The organism is Paraburkholderia hospita, from assembly GCF_002902965.1.
In the GTDB taxonomy this organism is placed as follows: domain Bacteria; phylum Pseudomonadota; class Gammaproteobacteria; order Burkholderiales; family Burkholderiaceae; genus Paraburkholderia; species Paraburkholderia hospita.
This window is the reverse complement of sequence record NZ_CP026106.1, coordinates 1,022,298-1,044,857: the sequence shown is the minus strand read 5'-3', so window position 1 is coordinate 1,044,857 and position 22,560 is coordinate 1,022,298. Positions and strand designations below refer to the sequence as shown.

14 protein-coding genes, 2 tRNA genes and 3 rRNA genes are annotated in these 22,560 nt (G+C 58.3%); 8 read left to right on the top strand and 11 right to left on the bottom strand.

Translation table 11 applies throughout. The features are described from left to right. The first annotated feature begins 50 nt into the window (after positions 1–50). From C2L64_RS23105 to C2L64_RS23090, 3 genes are all read left to right on the top strand, one after another. A complete protein-coding gene (locus C2L64_RS23105; protein WP_009769558.1) occupies positions 51–1,640 on the top strand; it encodes a hypothetical protein in 1,590 nt (529 codons plus the stop codon). 122 nt (positions 1,641–1,762) lie between these two features. Continuing rightward, positions 1,763–2,716, top strand: a complete 954-nt coding sequence (locus tag C2L64_RS23100) for a SphA family protein (RefSeq protein ID WP_039901868.1) — start codon at positions 1,763–1,765, stop codon at positions 2,714–2,716. A gap of 442 nt (positions 2,717–3,158) precedes the next feature. After that, positions 3,159–3,416, top strand: a complete 258-nt coding sequence (locus C2L64_RS23090) for a hypothetical protein (protein ID WP_009769561.1) — start codon at positions 3,159–3,161, stop codon at positions 3,414–3,416. A 103-nt stretch (positions 3,417–3,519) separates the two neighbouring features. On the opposite strand, the gene C2L64_RS23085 is transcribed toward C2L64_RS23090, so the two are convergent. The 6 genes from C2L64_RS23085 to C2L64_RS23060 form a co-directional block, all read right to left on the bottom strand. Next, positions 3,520–4,641, bottom strand: coding sequence for a GlxA family transcriptional regulator (locus C2L64_RS23085; RefSeq protein WP_009769562.1), 1,122 nt, complete (start codon positions 4,639–4,641; stop codon positions 3,520–3,522). A gap of 7 nt (positions 4,642–4,648) precedes the next feature. Continuing rightward, the gene (locus C2L64_RS23080; RefSeq protein WP_009769563.1) at positions 4,649–5,935 is read right to left on the bottom strand and encodes an MFS transporter; all 1,287 of its coding nucleotides are present in this window, start codon (positions 5,933–5,935) and stop codon (positions 4,649–4,651) included. A 277-nt stretch (positions 5,936–6,212) separates the two neighbouring features. Further along, positions 6,213–6,770: a cytosine permease gene (locus tag C2L64_RS23075; RefSeq protein WP_009769564.1), complete on the bottom strand. Its 558-nt coding sequence runs from the start codon at positions 6,768–6,770 to the stop codon at positions 6,213–6,215. A gap of 82 nt (positions 6,771–6,852) precedes the next feature. Beyond that, positions 6,853–8,109: a serine hydroxymethyltransferase gene (glyA, locus tag C2L64_RS23070; RefSeq protein ID WP_009769565.1), complete on the bottom strand. Its 1,257-nt coding sequence runs from the start codon at positions 8,107–8,109 to the stop codon at positions 6,853–6,855. A gap of 66 nt (positions 8,110–8,175) precedes the next feature. After that, positions 8,176–9,387, bottom strand: a complete 1,212-nt coding sequence (locus C2L64_RS23065; RefSeq protein WP_007734527.1) for a M24 family metallopeptidase — start codon at positions 9,385–9,387, stop codon at positions 8,176–8,178. Between the two features lie 159 nt (positions 9,388–9,546). Continuing rightward, a complete protein-coding gene (locus tag C2L64_RS23060) occupies positions 9,547–10,560 on the bottom strand; it encodes a GlxA family transcriptional regulator (RefSeq protein ID WP_051058268.1) in 1,014 nt (337 codons plus the stop codon). Positions 10,561–10,807: 247 nt separating this feature from the next. Here C2L64_RS23060 and C2L64_RS23055 point away from each other — a divergent pair, with 247 nt between their 5' ends. From C2L64_RS23055 to C2L64_RS23045, 3 genes are read left to right on the top strand one after another with little or no spacing between them, the layout of a single operon-like run. Further along, complete coding sequence (locus tag C2L64_RS23055; protein WP_009769567.1) at positions 10,808–12,097, top strand: LssY C-terminal domain-containing protein; 1,290 nt, start codon at positions 10,808–10,810, stop codon at positions 12,095–12,097. Further along, positions 12,094–13,347 carry an LssY C-terminal domain-containing protein gene (locus C2L64_RS23050; protein WP_009769568.1) on the top strand — a complete coding sequence of 418 codons (1,254 nt, stop codon included), beginning with the start codon at positions 12,094–12,096 and terminating at the stop codon, positions 13,345–13,347. Before C2L64_RS23055 ends, C2L64_RS23050 begins: the two co-directional genes overlap by 4 nt. Continuing rightward, positions 13,334–14,437, top strand: a complete 1,104-nt coding sequence (locus C2L64_RS23045) for a lipase family protein (RefSeq protein WP_009769569.1) — start codon at positions 13,334–13,336, stop codon at positions 14,435–14,437. The genes C2L64_RS23050 and C2L64_RS23045 overlap by 14 nt, the downstream gene beginning before the upstream one ends. Positions 14,438–14,615: 178 nt before the next feature. On the opposite strand, the gene rrf is transcribed toward C2L64_RS23045, so the two are convergent. The 5 genes from rrf to C2L64_RS23020 form a co-directional block, all read right to left on the bottom strand. Further along, positions 14,616–14,729, bottom strand: a 5S ribosomal RNA gene (rrf, locus tag C2L64_RS23040). Between the two features lie 146 nt (positions 14,730–14,875). After that, positions 14,876–17,756 (bottom strand): 23S ribosomal RNA (locus tag C2L64_RS23035). A 310-nt stretch (positions 17,757–18,066) separates the two neighbouring features. Continuing rightward, positions 18,067–18,142 (bottom strand) — tRNA-Ala (locus tag C2L64_RS23030). A gap of 51 nt (positions 18,143–18,193) precedes the next feature. Next, positions 18,194–18,270: transfer RNA gene (locus C2L64_RS23025), tRNA-Ile, on the bottom strand. Between the two features lie 65 nt (positions 18,271–18,335). Then, a 16S ribosomal RNA gene (locus C2L64_RS23020) occupies positions 18,336–19,866 on the bottom strand. The 16S, 23S and 5S rRNA genes sit together here with 2 tRNA genes alongside, the layout of an rRNA operon. Positions 19,867–20,463: 597 nt before the next feature. Here C2L64_RS23020 and C2L64_RS23015 point away from each other — a divergent pair. Both C2L64_RS23015 and C2L64_RS23010 read left to right on the top strand, forming a co-directional pair. Next, positions 20,464–21,765: an NAD(P)/FAD-dependent oxidoreductase gene (locus C2L64_RS23015; protein WP_009769616.1), complete on the top strand. Its 1,302-nt coding sequence runs from the start codon at positions 20,464–20,466 to the stop codon at positions 21,763–21,765. Further along, the gene (locus tag C2L64_RS23010; protein ID WP_009769617.1) at positions 21,762–22,559 is read left to right on the top strand and encodes a DUF1365 domain-containing protein; all 798 of its coding nucleotides are present in this window, start codon (positions 21,762–21,764) and stop codon (positions 22,557–22,559) included. The genes C2L64_RS23015 and C2L64_RS23010 overlap by 4 nt, the downstream gene beginning before the upstream one ends. Position 22,560 lies beyond the last annotated feature (1 nt).

Below are 22,560 nucleotides of genomic sequence, written 5' to 3'. Positions count from 1 at the left end.
CGCTCCCACATTTAAATGGATGATCGCAATTCCGCGATAAAGGATAATTAATGTCGAAACGTTTTCGTTTGTTGGCAGGTATCGCCACCCTCATTCCTGCATTCGCTCTCCTTGCGCAAGACCTCCCCGCCAACCCGAAACCCAATCCTTATCTGGCGGCAGAAAAATACGCCATTACCCATTTCGATTCGTCCCAGAGCGATTCCTTTCCGTATGCCGTTCCGCGCGGCACGTTCGAAGTCGATCTTCGAAAGGAAAAACGGATTGTTGCGGGCCCCGTCAACATCATGACGCTCGCATCGACGTCTCCGTCTTATATGTGGGGTGTCTCCAGTGAAGGTGTCACCTACATCGACGTGTCGAATGGCGGGTTCAAGGAGGTCGCCCGCATGGAGGCTCCAGACCAGAAAATCATCTCTGCGCAGTTGCACGACAGGGTTCTGGGTCAGCATTTCACCAATGTTGCGCAAGTGCGAAAAGCGGTCACTGATATCTATGGCCTCGACTGGACGCGCGCGGTCAATGGTGTCTATTCGGTTGTCGATACGAATAACGATGTGTACTACAACACTGCCGACGGCTTCTTGACGAAATTCAGCCTGGTCGACGAAAAGAACCCTTCCGCAGGGATAAAGGTCATCAAGACCATCAACATGCGTTCGATTATCGGTCCGGACGCGTACCTCGTGGGCACGGGCATCACCTATGACGGAAAGCTCGTCGTCGCGTCCAATTTCACTGTGAGTGTTCTTGACCGCTCACTTGAAGGCAAAGCCCAAACGATGCGTCTCGCACCGGGTGAGGTCGTGACTAACTCATTTGCGATCGACGATCAGAATGGCATCTACATCGCCTCGAACAAGATCATGCACAAGCTGGTCTGGACAGGCACGAAACTCTCCGATGATCCTGTGGATGGCGCCTGGACATCGCCGTACGACACCGGCGATCAGCCCCCAACCATCAAGCTTGGCAATGGCACAGGGTCCACGCCTACGCTGATGGGATTCGGACGGGATCAGGACCAGCTCGTCGTGATCACCGACGGCGCGAATCGCATGCATCTGGTCGCGTTCTGGCGCAATGAAATCCCGACCGGCTGGAAAACACCAGCTGGAGCGAAGTCGAATCGCATAGCAGGCCAAATCGCCGTGACGGCCGGATTGACGCCGCTGCCGAAATTCATTCAGACCGAACAGTCGGTGGTCGTGAATGGCTATGGCGCCTTTGTGGTCAACAACATTTCGGAATCCGGCGAGAAGGACAAGCTTGTCGACGTACTGGCGCTTGGCCCCGTCAACCAGCCGGGGCACGGTACCGAGCGTTTCGAATGGGACGCGAAGACACATCGGTGGCATTCGGTCTGGACGAGAAGCGATGTGATTTCGATCAGCATGGTACCGAGCGTCAGTTCAGCGTCGGGTATCGTCTTTGTGAATGGCTATTACAAAAAGACTGGCTGGGAGTTGACAGGTCTTGACTGGAACACAGGCAAAACCGTACAGCGTGTCGAGTTTGGTAAAGACAATCTCGGCAACGGCGCTTACGCAATTATCCAGTACGCGCCGAACGGCGACCTCATCTTCAATAGCGTGGGCGGCCCGGTTCGCGTGCATCTGAAAGATCCAGCAAGAACCTGATCGCCTCACCGAACCTGAGTGATGGGCCGATCTCTGGAACCGTCCGGGGTCGGCTCATGCTCGCCGCCTGTCTGCGCCTTTCGGCCATTCGCAAAACCTAAGCAGAATCGTAAGACAACACCATGCATAAGCGTCGCTTCATTCGACATGTGACCAAAAGTCTGCTGGCGACCTTTTGTGTAGCCGGGATACCCCAAAATTCGTCGGCGACTGAAACGGGGGTCGGTCGTCCCATAACCGGTCAACAGGTCACGCCATACGGCGGAATCGTTCCCCCAACCAGCGAGTGGATCGTTTCGTGGGCGACCATCTATTACGACGGATCGCTCAGCGCCAGCAAGAAAGTCTCTACAGGGAATCAGATAACGGGCGGCCTGGATTATCAGGTTGTCTACACGATCGCCAACCTGGTGAAGACATGGGGTGTCAACCTGGCGGGATGGAACTTTGCTTCATCCATTGGTGTGCCTGTTCAGTATTCCAATGCGTCGTCGTTCAACGGCCTTCTTCGTCCCGATCATGGTACCCAGTTCGCCGATATCTTCTTCGCACCCGTCATTGCCGGATATCGTCTCTCGCCAACCGACTACACTGCGCTGAGCCTGCAAATCTACGCACCGACGGGCGCTTACAATCCCAATCGTCTCGCCAATGCCGGTCAGAACACCTGGACATTTACGCCCACTATTGCCTATACGAAGATATTTCCGAAGAACAACGTCGAGCTGACCGTCAACTACGGCGTCGAGTTCTATACAACGAATCGCGATACAAACTATCACAATGCCGCGGTGAGCGTACTGGACGTGCTGGCGCTCAAGCGCTTCAGGAGCGGATGGAGCGTGGGCGTCGTCGGCGGGTGGATTCAGCAGCTCGGCAACGATACCGGTCCCACCGCTGATCTGATCGGTGGCGCTAAGGGCTATTCCGTCGGCATGGGTCCAATCGTAGGCTGGGCTGGCAAGATCAGGAAAACACCCGTTTCCGCGAATCTCCGGTGGGTCAACGAATTTGCCGCTCATGCAAGACCCAGCGGAAACGCAGTGCAGTTGTCGTTGAGTACAACCTTCGAATAGGCCAATTCCAGATGGGAACTAGCGGAAGAATGCGACGACCTGGAGAATCGTTCCAGCCCCTGCAATAACCGTGAACACTGCAGCCAGCCAAACGCCAGCGGTCTCTTCAATCCATTCGGCGACTGACGATGAATACCCGTCCCGGCCGCAGCTATTCCTCTGGCGTTGGCTCGGTATATTTTCCGCCATCCTTGTAACAGCCATCTCGCGACAATTCTTCGTATTCATTTTTGCCCCGTGACGCAGAGAGAGGAGAAAGTGCGAGAGGCGTTGCACCTCCTGTCGACACTCTGCTATTTCGGCACCGATCTGAAAAACTTTAAGGTCGCGTTTAACAAAACCCACCTGCGATATGGCCATCGACCCCGCGCGTTCGAGCGGATGTCGCCGGGCACAAGGAGTGCGCGGTATCTGTCACACCTGGAAATAAGCGGAGCCAGAAATGAGCAGAGTTCTGACAATTGCAGCGGTCGTACTGTTGGCCGCCTCGGCGGGTGCCGACGCTCAGACGAAACCGGGGGATGGGCCGTCCAGCGACGCGGTGAAGGTTCAGTCCGGCGACGCTGTGAAGAGCCTCACTGACAAGGCGCAACAAGGCGGGCCGGGAAACGCGGAAGGAACGCTGATGGATAAACGATCGAAGGCGCTATCTCGGCAAGGCGCCTCCGCCGCCGGAAAGACAGGCGAAGTCAAGCAATGACCGTGGCTGAGTCCAGCTTCAAGGACGCGTAGCTGGACAGAGAGGCCGTGGCCGTCGGTTGGCAATGGCTGCACCCGCTGCGCCAGCCACCCATCCCGAACGTCTACAGCGCGGAACAATTCGCCAGTTTGCGGCGAGCCGTTTGCGTTCGCCCATCGCCACATACGCCTGTCGGCAAGCTCCCCCGAGCGGTGCGATACACGTTCGGGGCGACGCCGTACTCTCGCCGAAATTCACGCCCCATGTGAGAGGCATCCGAAAAGCCGCAGGTTGCGGCGATATCCGCCACCGTCCGGTCCGAGTCCGTCAACAGCCACGCTGCCGTCTTCAGTCGCATTCGACGCGCGTAGGCTAAGGGCGATTCACCCGTCTGTGTCTTGAACAGCCGTTGGAGTTGGCGCACCGACACCTCGACCCGATCGGCCAGTTCCTCCATGCTCAACGGTCGCCCAATGTGCTGCTCCATCAGATGAACGACTCGCCTCACCCGGGGATGCGTCACGGGCTCGGTGCCGGGCGGGTGCGGTTGCGGCGCGCTCGGGCGCTGCGCGTCTTCTACGAGAAGGATACGCAGCGCTTTCTGAACGGTCGCAACATCGATATGCCGCTGCAGGATCGCCGCTGCCACATCGATAGAAGCGCGCCCACCCGAGCACGTGATGCGGCGCCCATCGATCGCGAAGAGCCGGTCAGCGACAAGCAGGCTTTCGTCGACATGCGGAAAGCGTTCAATGTAGTCCCAATAGTGAAACCAGCTGACACACACGCGATGTCCGTCCATCACACCGGCGGTCGACAGCGCGAACACGCCGGTGCAAATGCCCACGAGCGTGGACGACGCATCGGCGGCACCGCGAATGAACCGAAGCGTGGCGTCGCTAACGCCCGGTCCCGAATGCAGCAGGCCCCCGATCACGACCACATAGTCGAAGCGCCCTGCTTCGTCGAAAGTCTGCCACGGCTGGACCTGAATGCCGCAACTCGCCCTCACTGGCGTCAGCGTTTCGCCGACTATCGTCCATGCACACCGCACCGGCTTGCTGAAATCGGCATCGTCGCTGGCAAGACGCAAGAGATCCACAAAGCCGGAAAATGCTGTCAGCGTGAAATTCGGCAGAAGGACGATTCCGAACTGCACGGGCGGCCTTCTGTCACGGAATTCAAGATCGGTTCGGGACGCCTTTGTCCGCGCCTCGACCTCGAATGAACCGGCTGTCTCGCCCATGGCCGGTTCACTCATCGGCTAACGGTGCTCGCGAAGTCTCGCGGCTGAAGATCATCGCGATCAACGCGATACCTGCCGCGCCGACCAGATACCACGCTGGCGCAAGCTTGTTGCCCGTCGCGCCGATCAGCCATGTCGCGACAAGCGGGGCCGTGCCGCCGAATAGCGCATTCGCTGCGTTGAAGCAGAAAGCGAAGCCGCTATAGCGCACCCGTGTCGGAAAGATCTCCGACAGGAAGCACGGCAGCGTGCCATCGTTCATCGTCAGCAATGCGCCGAAGGCGATCTGGATCGCGACGATCATCATGAAGCTCGCGCCTGCCAGCCCCTTGAAGAGCGGCACGGTCAACACCGCGAACAGGATCGACGCGCCGATCAGCATCGACTTGCGTCCTATGCGGTCCGACAGTGCCCCCATCACGAACACCAGGCCGATGTAAGCCGTCAGCGAGATCGTCGCGGCGATGAACGATGCCGTCTCGTCCATGCCCAATTCCGTCGACAGATAAGTCGGCATATAGCTCAACACCAGATAGAAAGCGACGGCATTCAGGCACGTCACGCCGAACGCGATCAGCATCTTCATCCGATGCTTGCCCAGCAGTTCGGCAATCGGCGCGCGCGCAACGTGATGGTCTTGCTCAAGCGCCTTGAAACGCGGCGTGTCCTCCAGTTTCACGCGGATGTACCGGCCGATCAGACCAAACGGTGCCGCCAGCAGAAACGGCAAACGCCATCCGAACGAATGCAGCTGCTCGCTGCTCAGCACGGCATGCAATACAGCGATGAGAATCGAGCCGAACAGCAGACCTGCCGCCGTGCTCGCCGGTACGATGCTCGTATAGACGCCACGCCGGTTAGCCGGCGCGTATTCGGCGAGGAACGCCGAAGCGCCCGCGTATTCGCCCGAGGCCGAAAAGCCCTGAATTACGCGTACCAGCAGAAGCAGGACGGGCGCGAGCATCCCGACCTGTGCGTAGGTCGGCAATAGCGCAATGAGGAAAGTCGAGCACGACATGATCAGAATGGACAGCGACAACGATGTCCGCCGGCCGATCTTGTCGCCGAAGTGGCCCCAGACAATGCCCCCAATCGGCCGCACGATGAACGAAATGGCGAACACGCCGTATGCCGCCAGCAGTCCCGTGCTGCCGTCCGTCTTCGGGAAGAACACGACGGCAATGATCGTCGCGAGATAGCCGTACGACGCGTAATCGAACCATTCGACGAAGTTGCCGATAAAGCTCGCGCATGCCGCGCGCCTCAGCAGTTTGGGGTCGACCGATTCGTTCATGGAACTGTCACCTGCTCCTGAAGGCGCGATGACGCTGTTCGCGGGATCGCCCGACAAGGATCTTCTCGTGTTCATTGACTCTCTCCAGATCTGATGATGCGATGACGGTGCGCGGGCGGCAACTTGCGCTCACGCAGTGCTTCGGCTCTTTCAATCGAACCTCAATCGAACGAGCCTGCTTGAGTGCATGGTAGGAGTCCAATATCAACGAACATTTCCGGTATCGACGCAGTACTTTCTGTTTTCGACATCGAGGGTATACCTGATCCAGCCGTCATCAGAATGCAAAAAACCCGCTGTATCCGCTGACGTTTTGCAACGTCGGCGAATGCAGCGGGCAACTTTGGCCGATAACTATCAGATCGAGCTGGAATGCACGTCGCCTTGCAGGCGGTCCCCAGACGACGAGGTGTGAAAGAGCGGATGTCGGCGCGCGAGCAGGAAGTACGCGATACCGCCCGTCAGAACACCAGCGCGACGAACTGGCCGCCGCCGCCGCGAGCACGATCTTCTTCGCGCTCGTTTCCGCCGGAAAATAGCGGCTGTAGTCCGATGCGAAATTGGCCCAGCCGATCGGGTAAGAAAACACGATCCCCATTGCGATCAACCACGTGCTGAACGAGCCGCCACCATGATTGACCTGCGACGCGATTGCGACGCTAGTATGCGGCAACACGAATGAGGCGAGTCCCGCAAACAGGACCGCGAGCACTACCGCGATCCATTTTTCCGCCGCAATGATCGTGGCGTGACCGAAGATCGCGAGCACGATCTCCGCGGCCAGAATGATCGCAAGCGAGACCCACACCACGCCGTGACTGTGAAAGCCGCCCATTTTCAGCAGCGATTCGAGTGCCCCTCGTTAGCAGGTTCTATTCATCGTGATATGTCGATGTGTCGGCGTCGCAGTCAAATCATCAACGGCCATACACCGGCAATCGCGCGCAAAGCTGCACAACCTGCTCGCGTACGCGGGCTTCCGTCTGCGCGTCACCCAGATGATCGAGCACATCGCATACGAGTGATGCCGTAAGCTTCGCATCGTTCTGATCGAAACCACGCGTGGTTAGTGCAGGCGTGCCGATACGGATGCCGCTCGTCACGAATGGCGATTGTGGATCGTTCGGCACCGCGTTCTTGTTCACGGTGATATGCGCGCGGCCGAGCGCGGCGTCCGCGTCCTTGCCCGTGATGCCTTTATCGATCAGGTCCACCAGGAACAGATGATCGTCGGTGCCGCCCGATACGATCTTATAGCCACGTTCGACGAAAACGGCCACCATCGCACGCGCATTGGCCAATGTCTGCTTCTGATAGGCAACGAACTCCGCGCCGAGTGCCTCCCGGAAGGCGACCGCTTTCGCCGCGATTACGTGCATCAGCGGGCCGCCTTGCGTGCCCGGAAAGACCATTGAGTTGAGCTTCTTTTCGATCGCTTCATTTGCGCGCGCGAGAATCAGGCCGCCGCGCGGACCGCGCAACGTCTTGTGCGTGGTCGTCGTCACGACATCCGCGAACGGAATGGGATTCGGATAAAGGCCGGCGGCAACAAGGCCCGCTACGTGCGCCATATCGACGAAAAGATACGCACCGATACGATCGGCAATCTCACGAAAGCGTGCAAAGTCGAGCACACGCGAGTACGCCGAAAAACCCGCAACGATCATCTTCGGCCGATGTTCGAGCGCGAGCCGTTCGACTTCGTCGTAATCGATCAACCCGGTTGATGCATCGACGCCGTATTGCACCGCATTGAACACCTTGCCCGAAAACGACACTTTCGCACCGTGCGTCAGATGACCGCCGTGCGCGAGGCTCATGCCGAGAATGATGTCGCCCGGTGCGAGCATGGCCAGATACACGGCTGCGTTGGCCTGCGAGCCGCTATGCGGCTGAACGTTCGCATACGCTGCACCGAAAAGCTGTCGAGCCCGTTCGATCGCGAGCGACTCGACCACATCCACATGCTCGCACCCGCCGTAATAACGCTTGCCGGGATAGCCTTCCGCGTACTTGTTGGTCAGCACCGAACCCTGTGCTTCGAGCACGCGCGGGCTCGTGTAGTTTTCTGATGCGATCAGCTCGATATGATCTTCCTGCCGTTGCCGCTCGAGCAGCATCGCATTCGACAGTTCGGGATCGAAGCCTGCGATCGTCTGTTCTTTTGAAAACATCGGTGAAGCCTCCTGCAATGTTTGATCGCCTGCGGCGTATGCCGCAGGCCTTCGTGCTGTCGGCCCTTAAGCCCCGATGATGTTGTGGTCCGGCCCATACGGGAAACCGGTGATGTTGGTCGCGCCTTTCTCGCCGATCACGAGAATGTCGTGCTCGCGGTAGCCGCCCGCGCCCGGCAGGCCTTCCGGCAGCATGATCATCGGCTCCATTGAGACAACCATGTTCGGCTCCAGCACCGTCTCGATGTCTTCGCGCAATTCGAGGCCGGCTTCGCGTCCGTAGTAGTGGGACAACACGCCGAACGAATGGCCGTAGCCGAACGTGCGGTACTTGAGCAGCCCGTATTCGGCGTAGATCTTGTTGAGTTCATTTGCGATATCGCAGCAGCGCGCGCCCGGCTTGATGAGTTTGAGCCCGGCTTCATGCACCTCGACATTGACCTTCCAGAGCCGCAGATGCTCGTCCGGGCAATGATCGAAGAACATCGTGCGTTCGAGTGCCGTGTAGTAACCGGCGATCATCGAAAAGCAGTTCAGGCTCAGGATGTCGCCCTTCTGCACCTTGCGCGTCGTCACCGGGTTGTGTGCGCCATCGGTATTGATGCCGGACTGAAACCACGTCCACGTATCCATCAATTCCGAATCGGGAAAGCGGCGCGCGATTTCGCGCACCATTGCCTGCGTCGACGCCAGCGCCACTTCGTGCTCGGGCACGCCTTCATGCACGGCTGCCGCGAGTGCCGCGCCACCCACGTCGCACACATTCGCGCCGTGCTTGATCACTTCGATTTCTTCCGCCGACTTGATCATGCGCATCCGCATGGTCTGCGCGCTGATATCGACGAACTCGACGGACGGCAGCGCAGCCTTCAGTTTGCCAAGTACTTCGACGGGGAGCTGATCAAACTCGACGCCCACGCGGCCTTTGTTCTCGATCTCACCCTGCACGGCACGAAAGAAGTTGTCGCGCTGCCAGTCGGTATAGACCACGTTGTAATCGCCGACGGTACGACGCCACGGCTGTCCGCCGTCGATATTCGCCGAGATCGACACGACCTTCCTGTCCGTCACGACCAGCCCGTACTTGCGGCCAAACGAGCAGTAAAGAAAATCCGCGTAATAGTTGATGTTGTGATACGAGGTGAACAACACTGCGTCGATGTTCTCGCGCGCCATCAGTTCACGCAGCTTGCCTTGACGGCCTGCATATTCGGCATCGGAGAAAGTGTGCTTCACTTTCTCGCCGTTCTCGATCCGGATCAGGTTCTCCAGTTTCATGCGCTCGACTCCTCGGTGAAAAATGCAGTGGAAGTGAGCGAATGTTAGGAGTGTGGCAATTCAGAATATTTCCCGATGCGACGTCAGACTCTCTTATTTCGACATTGAGGGTTAACCACAACGGGGCGCGGAGCGCGCGTCGCTGGTGGATTTCGAGGCTTATAGCGCCTTTTGATAACGCCTGCGGTCTGCCATCGGCGAGATGTGAAACTGCGCCTTGTAGCGGGTCGCAAAATGCGTCAGCGACGTGAAACCCGTGCGTGCGCACACTTCTTCGAGGGACTTTGCCGTTCGGTAGAGCAACTGCCTCGCGCGCAACAAGCGGATTTCCAGGTATGCCTGCGCGGGCGTCTTGCCTAGCCGCTCCTGAAACCAGCGTTCGAGTTGTCGCTGCGAGACTTCCAGAAACGCCGCAATCTCGGCCACCGAAAGGGTTTCCTCGACATTGCTCTCCATGACCTGCAGCGCTTCGTCCAGTTTCGCGTGCTCGGCACCGATGTACTGCCTCAGCGATGTGACCTGACGTTGTTCATGACTGCGCCGCTCGGCGATAAGCAGTTCGAGCACGCGCGCGGCGAGCGAATGGCTCCCGGGCGGCATGCCGAGCAGATGAATCATCAGATCGAGCGGCGCAACGCCGCCGCTGCACGTATAGCGGTCGCGGTCTACCTCATACAGGCGGTTCGACACCGTGAGTTTTGGGAACTGCTCGAGTAGCACGTCCTGGTCTTCCCAGTGAATCGTGCATCGATATCCATTGAGTAGACCTGCTCGTGCCAGAAAATAGCTGCCCGTGTCGAGGCCGCCCAGCGCGGTCCCACTGCGCGCATGTAAGCGCAGCCAGTCCAGCACGGCGCCGATCCCCTTGCGCGGAATCGGATTGGGCCCGACAACGAAGACGGCGTCGAACTTGCCGGCTTCCGCCATCGACGTGTCGGGCATCACGCGAATCCCGTCGCTAGAACACACGTATTCGTTGCTCGCGCCGATCAGCTGGTACTCGTAGACCTTCCGTTCGATGAGCATGTTCGCGATTCGCAGCGGATCCACGGCGGTGCCCAATGCGATCAATGAGAAGTTGTCCAGCAGCAGAAACGCATAACGCGTGACACGCAAGTCATGCAATCCTGCATCGAGGCGACTTTCGTGGCGAGTTTCGTGGGTTGACGACATGGCCGGTTAGCGGGGATGGGGAATAAGCACGCATCATAGCCGCAGACTGTTCAATATGATGGTGACCGCCGCCGGTGAGGGACTGGATCACCGAGTGTTCCTTTGCGGCGAAGTTGCAGTCCTGTCACTTACGTGGCTGGCAGTCCATACATCGCACTATAATTTTCTTGCGTTTCGGAAGGCAGATCCGAAACCTCCAAGGACGGTAATTCAAATCTACGCTGACGCGCAGTGGTGAGGTGCTCCAATGAAGCGCATCGTGCTGCAAGTGCTGACGATGGTTTTCGCGGCCTGCCTGATACCTGGCTGCGCCGAAACCCCTTCCACGACCGCTGAACCCAATTACCAAAACCGCGCTGTCTCACGCGCAGACGGCGACCTGCGAGTGTCGACAGCGGTACTTTCATCAGATGAAAGCAGGGCTCTGTACGACGCTGAACTCGCCAAAAGGAAAATTCAGCCCGTCTGGATTGAAGTCGAGAATAACGACCGTCGCAGCTATTTCCTGATGAGTCCAGGGCTCGATCCAAACTTCTTTCCGCCGTCAGAAGCAGCAGAGGCGTTCAACAGTGACGCGACGCAGCAACAGCGCAGCGCACTCGACCAGCGCTTTACCGCACTCGCTTTCCGCAACCCGGTTCTGCCAGGGCAGACAGCCTCCGGCTTCGTGCTGACCAACCTCAGCGAGGGCGCAAAGCTGGTCGAGGTGGACCTCGTCGCGAGCGGGCGGGCGCAGACGTTCTCGATCCTCACCGTCGTGCCCGGGTTTCAGGCCGACTACAAGACAAGCAACGTTTTCAAGCGAGCGGCTGACCCGGACGTTTCTGTTGTGGACTATACGGATGACGACGCCTTCCGCTCTGCGCTCGAAGCCTTGCCATGCTGCGTCACCAACAAGGACGGCTCGAAGAATGGCGATCCCATCAACCTGGTAATCGTGGGCGGTCTCGACGACGCCTTTCCCGCGCTGGTGCGGCGCGGCTGGAGTCCGACCGAGCAGAAGTGGTCGGGGGCGATCTGGAAGATGGTGACGTCCGCGCTCTCCGGCGAACCCTATGTCAATGCGCCCGTGAGCGATCTCTATCTGTTCGGCCGCGCACAGGATCTCGCGCTGCAAAAAGCACGTGACACCATCCACCAGCGCAACCATTTGCGGCTCTGGCTCGCCGCGATGCGCTACCACGGCAAACCCGTGTGGGTGGGCCAGATCAGCCGCGACATTGGGGTGCGCCTCACCGTTCATTCGCCGATGCTCACGACCCACAAGATCGACCCTGACGTGGACGAGGCGCGCACCGCCCTGACGGAAGACATGGCCTATTCGCAGAGCCTCGTGAAGCTCGGTCTCGTCTCGGGCGTGGGTGCTGCGCCGGAGAGCGCGCCGCGCGAAAACCTCACAACCGATCCGTACTACACGGACGGGTATCGCGAGGTGCTCGTATTCGACCATGCGCCGAGATCGCTTGCGGAGATCGACCTATTCCCCTGGGTCACCGATGACGCGCTCAGGGAGACATCGTCCGGAGGGAAACGATGAGCGTCGTGCGCCCCTTACGTCGTGCGTTGAAGCGCGTGGTGTTCACGGCGAGCCTCGGGCTTGCAATCGCGGGCTGTTCGACATGGCAGGCCCCGCAGCATGTTGACGAGGGACCATTGCGCACGCGCGCCGTGAGCGCCACCCATCACAATGTGCGCGTGAGCGCGACCGTGCTGGGCAGTGAAGACAGCGTGCGCATGTTCGGTGTCGATATCGAAAAAACGCATGTGCAGTCTGTTTGGGTCGAAGTGCAGAATGGGACGTCACAGGCGCTATGGCTGCTGCGCTCGGGTACGGATCCGGACTACTTCTCGCCGCATGAAGTCGCGTGGCCGTTTCATACGCTGCTCGGCGGCGCAACGAATACGCAGATCGACGACTACTTCAGCAACCTCGGCTTCAAAAACCCAATACCGCCGGGAGAGACGCGCAGCGGCATTCTGTTCACGAACCCAGATCGCCGGACCAAGCTCGTCAATATCGATCTGTTCGGTAGTCAAACGCTGATCCCGTTCACGCTCTTTGCGCCCGTGCCAGGCGGCACGTCAGTCCCACAATACGATCAGCTTTCCTTCGCGTATCCCGAGACTGCGATCACCGACTGCCCGGATCTCGCGTCGCTGCGCGCCGCACTGGAACGCTTGCCATGCTGCGCCACCAACGCGGATGGCACCGTCAACGCCGATCCGCTGAACGCGGTCCTGGTCGGCCAGCTTACCGACATCGGGGCGGCGATGGTTCGACGCAACTATCGACGCGACTTGCGCGGGTCCGACGCCGTGGAGAGAGTCTTCGGGCGGGAAGCTGACGCCGTCGGGCGCAAGCAGGCGCAGGGAGGCGCGCCCGCCACATGGATACGCGTATGGCTTACGCCGATCCGCTTTCAGGGACAACCGGTCTATGTCGCGCAAGTCGGCCGCCCCGTTGGTGGACGCTTTGCGCCGCGCGGCGAGACACACCTCATCCTGCACGGCAACGTCGACGAAGCGCGGAACTTCCTGATCCAGGACCTGATGTACTCGGGCGGTCTCGACAAGCTTGGTTTCGTGTACGGTGTCGGCGAGGCAACGAAGACGCAACCGCGGACCACGCTCGACAACGCAAGCTACTATACGGATGGTTTGCGTGCAGTGATGTTCTTTGCGACGCGGCCGCTCAGCTTTTCGGATGTGCAGCTTATCGACTGGGTGCCGTATCTTGAGCAGCGCGAGGCGATCCAACGCAAGGAAACGGGCGATGCATCCAAATGACCTGACCTTCGCTCGCCCGGCAGCGGCAATGATGGTTGCGTGCGCCGCTCTCCTGCTCGGTGCATGCGCGACGAAGCCGCTCCTCCCGTACTCGGCCGATACACCTCCGCTTGTACTGGTTCCGGCATCGCAGGCCGGCGTGCGGGACATGCGTGGGCACTTCCGCGAGATCTATTGCGCCGTCCTTGAAGCGCACGGCACCGCACTACCCGACTACCGGCCTTGTGACGACGCTCTGACGCGCGTAGGTGCTGAGCCGCCCGGTACCGGCAAGCCGGTTGATCTGAAGCCGTCGCAACGGCACCTCCTCGCTGCTGTCATATCAGGGATCGGGTACGACTGCTTCAAACCTTGGCTGAATACGCAAGGCACGGTGGTCGCGAATCTGCGCCAGTCCGGCTATGACGGAATGCTGATCGATGTCGATGCGCTGTCGGGTTCGGCGAATAACGCGCGGCAGATCCGCGACGCCATCATGGCCATGCCGCCTCCTGAAGGCGCGCCACGCGTCGTGCTGATCGGCTATTCGAAGGGCGCGCCCGACATTCTCGAAGCGGTGGTGGCCTATCCGGAGATCCGCGGCCGCGTGGCGGCTGTAGTCAGCGCAGCGGGCGCGATAGGCGGGTCGCCGCTCGCTAACGACGCGGAGCAGTATCAGGCCGACCTGATGAGGCACTTCCCAGGGGCGACGTGCACAGCGGGCGACGGGGGCGCGGTGCAGAGTCTGCGACCCGCCACGCGCAAGGCGTGGCTCGCGCAGCATCCGCTTCCGGGCGAGCTGCGCTACTACTCGCTCGTGACGTTTCCGCAGCCGGAACGCATCTCATCGATTCTGAAATCGAGCTATGACAAGCTCGCGCGTGTCGATTCACGCAACGATAGTCAGGTCATCTTCTACGATCAGGTAATACCCGGAAGTACTCTTCTTGGATATGTGAACGCCGATCACTGGGCGCTCGCCGTGCCCATTGCCCGGACGCACCCCACCATCGGCTCGTTGTTCGTCACGCAAAATGCCTATCCGCGTGAGGCGCTGACAGAGACGATTCTGCGCTTCGTTGAAGAGGATCTGATGATGAACTCGAAGTGAACGAAGACGTCACCATCGTTCGTCGGCATCGACGAATTCTGGTTTGGTAGAGGGAACTGAGGGGATATCGCGAAGCCGGCCATTTCGGCTCGACCACGCTGTCGGGCGCGACCTTAAAACGTGATCTACAAACGCCAAGACCCCGCTTTTGAGGGCGGGGTCCTGGTTTGTATAAGGAGCCTGACAATTACCTACTTTCACACGGGCAATCCGCACTATCATCGGCGTGGAGTCGTTTCACGGTCCTGTTCGGGATGGGAAGGGGTGGTACCGACTCGCTATGGTCATCAGGCATGAGGGGTTGCTGCGTCGCATCTGGGGTGCGCCACAGCCAATCTGGAAGAAGCGTAAAGAGGGTGGGTTGTGTTGTTTCTGGCACAACACCGATCTCAACCTGTGTGTCCTGCTCACCCCGTTGGGGTAAGACACACCTGTTATAGGATCAAGCCTTACGGGCAATTAGTATCAGTTAGCTTAACGCATTACTGCGCTTCCACACCTGACCTATCAACGTCCTGGTCTTGAACGACCCTTCAAGGGGCTCGAAGCCCCGGGGATATCTCATCTCAAGGCGAGTTTCCCGCTTAGATGCTTTCAGCGGTTATCTCTTCCGAACATAGCTACCCGGCGATGCCACTGGCGTGACAACCGGTACACCAGAGGTTCGTCCACTCCGGTCCTCTCGTACTAGGAGCAGCCCCCTTCAAATATCCAGCGCCCACGGCAGATAGGGACCAAACTGTCTCACGACGTTTTAAACCCAGCTCACGTACCTCTTTAAATGGCGAACAGCCATACCCTTGGGACCGGCTACAGCCCCAGGATGAGATGAGCCGACATCGAGGTGCCAAACACCGCCGTCGATATGAACTCTTGGGCGGTATCAGCCTGTTATCCCCAGAGTACCTTTTATCCGTTGAGCGATGGCCCTTCCATACAGAACCACCGGATCACTATGACCTGCTTTCGCACCTGCTCGACTTGTCGGTCTCGCAGTTAAGCACGCTTATGCCATTGCACTATCAGCACGATTTCCGACCGTACCTAGCGTACCTTCGTACTCCTCCGTTACACTTTGGGAGGAGACCGCCCCAGTCAAACTGCCCACCATGCACTGTCCCCGACCCGGATCACGGGCCAAGGTTAGAACCTCAAACAAACCAGGGTGGTATTTCAAGGACGGCTCCACTGAGACTAGCGTCCCAGCTTCATAGCCTCCCACCTATCCTACACAGATCGGTTCAAAGTCCAATGCAAAGCTACAGTAAAGGTTCATGGGGTCTTTCCGTCTAGCCGCGGGGAGATTGCATCATCACAAACACTTCAACTTCGCTGAGTCTCGGGAGGAGACAGTGTGGCCATCGTTACGCCATTCGTGCAGGTCGGAACTTACCCGACAAGGAATTTCGCTACCTTAGGACCGTTATAGTTACGGCCGCCGTTTACCGGGACTTCAATCAAGAGCTTGCACCCCATCATTTAATCTTCCGGCACCGGGCAGGCGTCACACCCTATACGTCCACTTTCGTGTTTGCAGAGTGCTGTGTTTTTATTAAACAGTCGCAGCCACCAGTTTATTGCAACCCCTTCACCCTTTGCCCGCAGGGGCATCAAGCTACAGGGGCGTACCTTATCCCGAAGTTACGGTACCAATTTGCCGAGTTCCTTCTCCCGAGTTCTCTCAAGCGCCTTAGAATACTCATCTCGCCCACCTGTGTCGGTTTGCGGTACGGTCAATGTGAAACTGAAGCTTAGAGGCTTTTCCTGGAACCCCTTCCGATTGCTTCGCTCCCGAAGGAGCTCGCGCCACGCCCTTGAATTCCGTGCCCGGATTTGCCAGAGCACCTTCTCCAACGCAGCGACCGGGACTTCCAACACCCGGACAACCTTCCGCGATCCGTCCCCCCATCGCATTTCACACTGGTGCAGGAATATTGACCTGCTTCCCATCAGCTACGCATTTCTGCCTCGCCTTAGGGGCCGACTCACCCTACGCCGATGAACGTTGCGTAGGAAACCTTGGGCTTACGGCGAGGGGGCCTTTCACCCCCTTTATCGCTACTCATGTCAGCATTCGCACTTCCGATACCTCCAGCACACTTTCCAGTGCACCTTCGCAGGCTTACGGAACGCTCTCCTACCATGCATATAAATATGCATCCGCAGCTTCGGTATATGACTTAGCCCCGTTACATCTTCCGCGCAGGACGACTCGATCAGTGAGCTATTACGCTTTCTTTAAAGGATGGCTGCTTCTAAGCCAACCTCCTGACTGTTTTAGCCTTCCCACTTCGTTTCCCACTTAGTCATATTTGGGGACCTTAGCTGGCGGTCTGGGTTGTTTCCCTCTTGACACCGGACGTTAGCACCCGATGTCTGTCTCCCGTGATTGCACTCTTCGGTATTCGGAGTTTGCTATGGCGAAGTAATCCGCAATGGACCCTTCAACCATGACAGTGCTCTACCCCCGAAGGTGATACACGAGGCACTACCTAAATAGTTTTCGGAGAGAACCAGCTATTTCCAGGTTTGTTTAGCCTTTCACCCCTATCCACAGCTCATCCCCTAACTTTTCAACGTTAGTGGGTTCGGACCTCCAGTACGTGTTACCGCACCTTCATCCTGGCCATGGATAGATCACCTGGTTTCGGGTCTACACCCAGCGACTGAATCGCCCTGTTCGGACTCGCTTTCGCTACGCCTGCCCTAATCGGTTAAGCTCGCCACTGAATGTAAGTCGCTGACCCATTATACAAAAGGTACGCCGTCACCCCTTGCGAGGCTCCGACTGTTTGTATGCATGCGGTTTCAGGATCTATTTCACTCCCCTCCCGGGGTTCTTTTCGCCTTTCCCTCACGGTACTGGTTCACTATCGGTCGATCACGAGTATTTAGCCTTGGAGGATGGTCCCCCCATCTTCAGACAGGATTTCACGTGTCCCGCCCTACTTGTCGTACACCTAGTTCTTCCTCGCTGTTTTCGCCTACGGGGCTATCACCCACTATGGCCGCACTTTCCAGAGCGTTTGGCTAACAGCAAAGATAAAGAGTACAGGCTGGTCCCATTTCGCTCGCCACTACTTTGGGAATCTCGGTTGATTTCTTTTCCTGCGGTTACTTAGATGTTTCAGTTCACCGCGTTCGCTTCACGTAGCCTATGTATTCAGCTACGGATACTCCATTCGGAGTGGGTTTCCCCATTCGGACATCTTCGGATCATTGCTCGTTTGCCAGCTCCCCGAAGCTTTTCGCAGGCTACCGCGTCCTTCATCGCCTGTGATCGCCAAGGCATCCACCACATGCACTTGTTCGCTTGACCCTATAACGGGTGTGTCTCTCCGTGTTGCCACGTCAGACCCACTCGCTACAGGTTGAGTTTTAGCGTTGTGCCGTATTCCAAGGCTGTCTTTCGACAACCCTTAAAAATACATTGATACAATCACAACCCTGATTCACCTACTCACGCGCCCATCTCTAAGCACGCTTTCGCGAATCTCTTTACTACTTCTTCCTGATTGTTAAAGAACGACAGCCGATATCGCGATTGCTATAACCGCATATCTTCACTGACTGGCTCAATTGCCAATGCGAAGTCTTCTGCGTTCTGCAGAACACTGTGCATTGGGAATTGGTGGAGGATGACGGGATCGAACCGACGACCCCCTGCTTGCAAAGCAGGTGCTCTCCCAGCTGAGCTAATCCCCCAGTCATACAGTACACAGGGGAATCATCGGTCAGCCACCGCAGACAAGACGCTGGTGGGTCTGGATGGATTCGAACCATCGACCCCCGCCTTATCAAGACGGTGCTCTAACCGACTGAGCTACAGACCCCTGAGCCTGTCTTCAATTAACAGCCGACAAGTGTGAGCGCTCAACTTTGAGACGCGAAGCTCTGGAAAGGAGGTGATCCAGCCGCACCTTCCGATACGGCTACCTTGTTACGACTTCACCCCAGTCATGAATCCTACCGTGGTGACCGTCCTCCTTGCGGTTAGACTAGCCACTTCTGGTAAAACCCACTCCCATGGTGTGACGGGCGGTGTGTACAAGACCCGGGAACGTATTCACCGCGGCATGCTGATCCGCGATTACTAGCGATTCCAGCTTCACGCAGTCGAGTTGCAGACTGCGATCCGGACTACGATCGGTTTTCTGGGATTGGCTCCACCTCGCGGCTTGGCAACCCTCTGTTCCGACCATTGTATGACGTGTGAAGCCCTACCCATAAGGGCCATGAGGACTTGACGTCATCCCCACCTTCCTCCGGTTTGTCACCGGCAGTCTCCCTAGAGTGCTCTTGCGTAGCAACTAGGGACAAGGGTTGCGCTCGTTGCGGGACTTAACCCAACATCTCACGACACGAGCTGACGACAGCCATGCAGCACCTGTGTTACGGCTCCCTTTCGGGCACCCTCACCTCTCGGCAAGGTTCCGTACATGTCAAGGGTAGGTAAGGTTTTTCGCGTTGCATCGAATTAATCCACATCATCCACCGCTTGTGCGGGTCCCCGTCAATTCCTTTGAGTTTTAATCTTGCGACCGTACTCCCCAGGCGGTCAACTTCACGCGTTAGCTTCGTTACCAAGTCAATGAAGACCCGACAACTAGTTGACATCGTTTAGGGCGTGGACTACCAGGGTATCTAATCCTGTTTGCTCCCCACGCTTTCGTGCATGAGCGTCAGTATTGGCCCAGGGGGCTGCCTTCGCCATCGGTATTCCTCCACATCTCTACGCATTTCACTGCTACACGTGGAATTCTACCCCCCTCTGCCATACTCTAGCCCGCCAGTCACCAATGCAGTTCCCAGGTTAAGCCCGGGGATTTCACATCGGTCTTAGCGAACCGCCTGCGCACGCTTTACGCCCAGTAATTCCGATTAACGCTCGCACCCTACGTATTACCGCGGCTGCTGGCACGTAGTTAGCCGGTGCTTATTCTTCCGGTACCGTCATCCCACCTCTGTATTAGAGAAGCGGTTTTCTTTCCGGACAAAAGTGCTTTACAACCCGAAGGCCTTCTTCACACACGCGGCATTGCTGGATCAGGGTTGCCCCCATTGTCCAAAATTCCCCACTGCTGCCTCCCGTAGGAGTCTGGGCCGTGTCTCAGTCCCAGTGTGGCTGGTCGTCCTCTCAGACCAGCTACAGATCGTCGCCTTGGTAGGCCTTTACCCCACCAACTAGCTAATCTGCCATCGGCCGCCCCTTGAGCGCGAGGCCTTTCGGTCCCCCGCTTTCATCCAGAGATCGTATGCGGTATTAATCCGGCTTTCGCCGGGCTATCCCCCACTCCAGGACACGTTCCGATGTATTACTCACCCGTTCGCCACTCGCCACCAGGGTTGCCCCCGTGCTGCCGTTCGACTTGCATGTGTAAGGCATGCCGCCAGCGTTCAATCTGAGCCAGGATCAAACTCTTCAGTTCAAACCTGTTACTGTTTTTCGGTTGTTTTACCAACCGGTCGCTCACTCAAAATCACTGACGAAAGATCTGATTACTCAAACCTTCCTCAATTACTTCTGTGTGAGACTCGATTACTTTCGCTATTCGGTGACCCGAAGATCACCGCGCGCCGCCATCGAGCACCCACACTTATCGGCTGTTGATTGTTAAAGAACATTCGCTAAAAAGCTGCTGTTTTCTGCTGCTTTCTTGCGTCTCCGTCGTTTGGAGAGGCCGAATTATGCGTAACCCCCAGGGGGCTGTCAAGCACTTATTTCGCACGATCTACGAAAAGTTTGCGATGCCACTTTATTAGGCGAACGCGGTCACTCGAACCCGACTCTCTGTCGGCGTCCCATTCCTGTTCCATTTCCGCCCGCCATATCCGGCTATATTTTTCACGGGTCAAACAATCTGGACGTTCGCGCGAGGCACTGCTCCCGACGCGGCTCGCATCGGTGCAGGTATTCACGTGCTGCGGTTCGCCAGCAAATCAGGGAGGACCCGCCGCATGGCTGCATCCGTCTGCTGTTGCCGTGCGTAAAAGAGGAATGACGCGCCGGCGATGGAGAACACGCAATGGATGTGCAGACGGAAACTCATCCCGGTCCGCCGGGCAGCCGCGTTGCTGTCATCGGCTCCGGCATCGCTGGACTTGCGAGTGCGTATCTGCTGGCCCGCCGCCATCGCGTGACGCTTTACGAAGCCGCTGCCTACGCCGGCGGCCACACCAATACCGTCGACGTCGAACTGGATGGTCTCACCCATCCCGTCGATACAGGCTTTCTCGTCTTCAACGATCGCACTTATCCCAACCTGATCGCACTCTTCGACGAGCTCGATGTCGCGTCATACGAAAGCGACATGACGTTCTCCGTCTCGCTCGATCACGGAAGACTCGAATGGGCAGGCACCAATCTGAACACCGTCTTCGCCCAGCGGCACAACCTGCTTTCACCCAGCTTTCTCGGCATGTTGCGCGATATCGTGCGTTTCAGTTCAACGGCTGAAAGGCATCTCGAGGCGGCATCCGCCAGCGGATACTCCGTTGGCGACCTGTTGACAGCGGGCCGCTACGGCGATCCGTTCAGGCAAAACTACCTGTTGCCGATGGCCGCCGCCATCTGGTCGTGTGCGAGTTCCGACGTGCTGCGCTTCCCGGCCGCGACCTTTCTGCGCTTCTGTCTCAACCATGCGCTGCTGCAGGTGAATCGCCGCCCGCGTTGGAAAACCGTCGCAGGCGGTGCACGCGAGTATGTTCGCCGGATCGTCGCCACACTGGACGACGTGCGCACAAACGAACGGGTCGTCGCGGTGCGCCGCGAGCGAGGCGGCGTCCACGTAGCGAGCGAATCCGGCTGCGAGTGCTTCGACGCGGCGATTCTCGCCACGCACGCGCCCGACAGCCTGCGCATGCTCGCAGACCCCGATCCCGACGAACGCCATGTGCTCGGCGCGATCCGCTATCAGCCCAATGTCGCGTGGCTGCATACCGATCTGGCCTTGCTTCCGCGCAGCGAGCGGATATGGTCCGCGTGGAACTACCTGTCGACGCATGGGGTAGACGGCATGCGCCCCGTCTGCGTGAGCTATCTGATCAACCGCCTGCAACCGTTGCCCTTCAAAAGGCCTGTGATCGTGACACTCAATCCGTCGCGACCGCCCTCGCCCGAGACGGTACTGAAGCGCTTCGACTACGATCATCCACTGCTTGACAGCGCGGCCGTGGCCGCGCAAAGCCGCCTTCCTTCAATACAGCGCGCAAGACGGACATGGTTCGCGGGCGCGTGGACAGGTTATGGCTTTCATGAAGACGGACTGAAATCGGCGCTGCGCATTGCTCGCGACTTCGGCGTTGAACCGTCGTGGTCCGTACGATGAACGGTCATTCATCCGATAGCGCCGGATGGCTGATGTCCGGGCGCGTGATGCACGAGCGGCTGCGCCCTGTGCACCATCGCTTCGTCTATCCCGTGTTCTGCATCCGTTGCGATCTGGCGAGGCTTCATGAACTGGATGGCTGGTGGCTGGGCATCGACCGGCTGCGGCCATTGAGCCTAAGAACGCGCGACTACGGCGCATGCGACGGAACCGATCTGCTCGCGTGGATACGCGGGCAGATCGCAGACGCGGGCGTCGCCCTTGACGGCGGCGCTATCTGGCTGCAAACCTTTCCGCGCGTATTCGGCTACGCATTCAATCCCGTCAGCTTCTGGTTCTGCCACGACCGCGACGGCAATCTGCGCGCATTGCTCGCTGAAGTGCGCAACACGTTCGGACAACGTCACTCGTATCTGCTCAAAGCGGGCGACAACGGCCCCATCGACGCGCACACCCATCTCCACTGCGTAAAGAAGCTACACGTATCGCCGTTTTGCGGCGTCGAAGGACACTACGCATTCCATATCCACGAGAGCGAGCACCGATCGTCGATCTCCATCGACTATCACGACGCGCAAGGGCTCCTGATCCGCACTGCGATTTCGCTCGGGAAGCGCCCCCTCACGCGCGGGCACGCGCTGCGCGCACTCATGCGGCAACCGCTTCTCACGGTCGGCGTCATCGCACACATTCACTGGCAGGCGCTGCGCCTGTGGCTCAAGAAAGTGCCGTTCTACGGGAGCCAGCCGCCCTCGCCTCACTCACGGCCAACAACGATCAACGAGGAATCGTGAC

Bases quoted from the DNA above. Each gene is read 5' to 3' on its own strand.
- C2L64_RS23050 (WP_009769568.1), top strand. From the start codon at position 12,094: ATGAGCGTCGTGCGCCCCTTACGTCGTGCGTTGAAGCGCGTGGTGTTC.
- C2L64_RS23080 (WP_009769563.1), bottom strand. From the start codon at position 5,935: ATGAACGAATCGGTCGACCCCAAACTGCTGAGGCGCGCGGCATGCGCG.
- C2L64_RS23010 (WP_009769617.1), top strand. From the start codon at position 21,762: ATGAACGGTCATTCATCCGATAGCGCCGGATGGCTGATGTCCGGGCGC.
- C2L64_RS23060 (WP_051058268.1), bottom strand. From the start codon at position 10,560: ATGTCGTCAACCCACGAAACTCGCCACGAAAGTCGCCTCGATGCAGGA.
- C2L64_RS23100 (WP_039901868.1), top strand. From the start codon at position 1,763: ATGCATAAGCGTCGCTTCATTCGACATGTGACCAAAAGTCTGCTGGCG.
- C2L64_RS23015 (WP_009769616.1), top strand. From the start codon at position 20,464: ATGGATGTGCAGACGGAAACTCATCCCGGTCCGCCGGGCAGCCGCGTT.
- C2L64_RS23105 (WP_009769558.1), top strand. From the start codon at position 51: ATGTCGAAACGTTTTCGTTTGTTGGCAGGTATCGCCACCCTCATTCCT.
- C2L64_RS23090 (WP_009769561.1), top strand. From the start codon at position 3,159: ATGAGCAGAGTTCTGACAATTGCAGCGGTCGTACTGTTGGCCGCCTCG.
- C2L64_RS23065 (WP_007734527.1), bottom strand. From the start codon at position 9,387: ATGAAACTGGAGAACCTGATCCGGATCGAGAACGGCGAGAAAGTGAAG.
- glyA (WP_009769565.1), bottom strand. From the start codon at position 8,109: ATGTTTTCAAAAGAACAGACGATCGCAGGCTTCGATCCCGAACTGTCG.
- C2L64_RS23075 (WP_009769564.1), bottom strand. From the start codon at position 6,770: ATGGGCGGCTTTCACAGTCACGGCGTGGTGTGGGTCTCGCTTGCGATC.
- C2L64_RS23045 (WP_009769569.1), top strand. From the start codon at position 13,334: ATGCATCCAAATGACCTGACCTTCGCTCGCCCGGCAGCGGCAATGATG.
- C2L64_RS23085 (WP_009769562.1), bottom strand. From the start codon at position 4,641: ATGGGCGAGACAGCCGGTTCATTCGAGGTCGAGGCGCGGACAAAGGCG.
- C2L64_RS23055 (WP_009769567.1), top strand. From the start codon at position 10,808: ATGAAGCGCATCGTGCTGCAAGTGCTGACGATGGTTTTCGCGGCCTGC.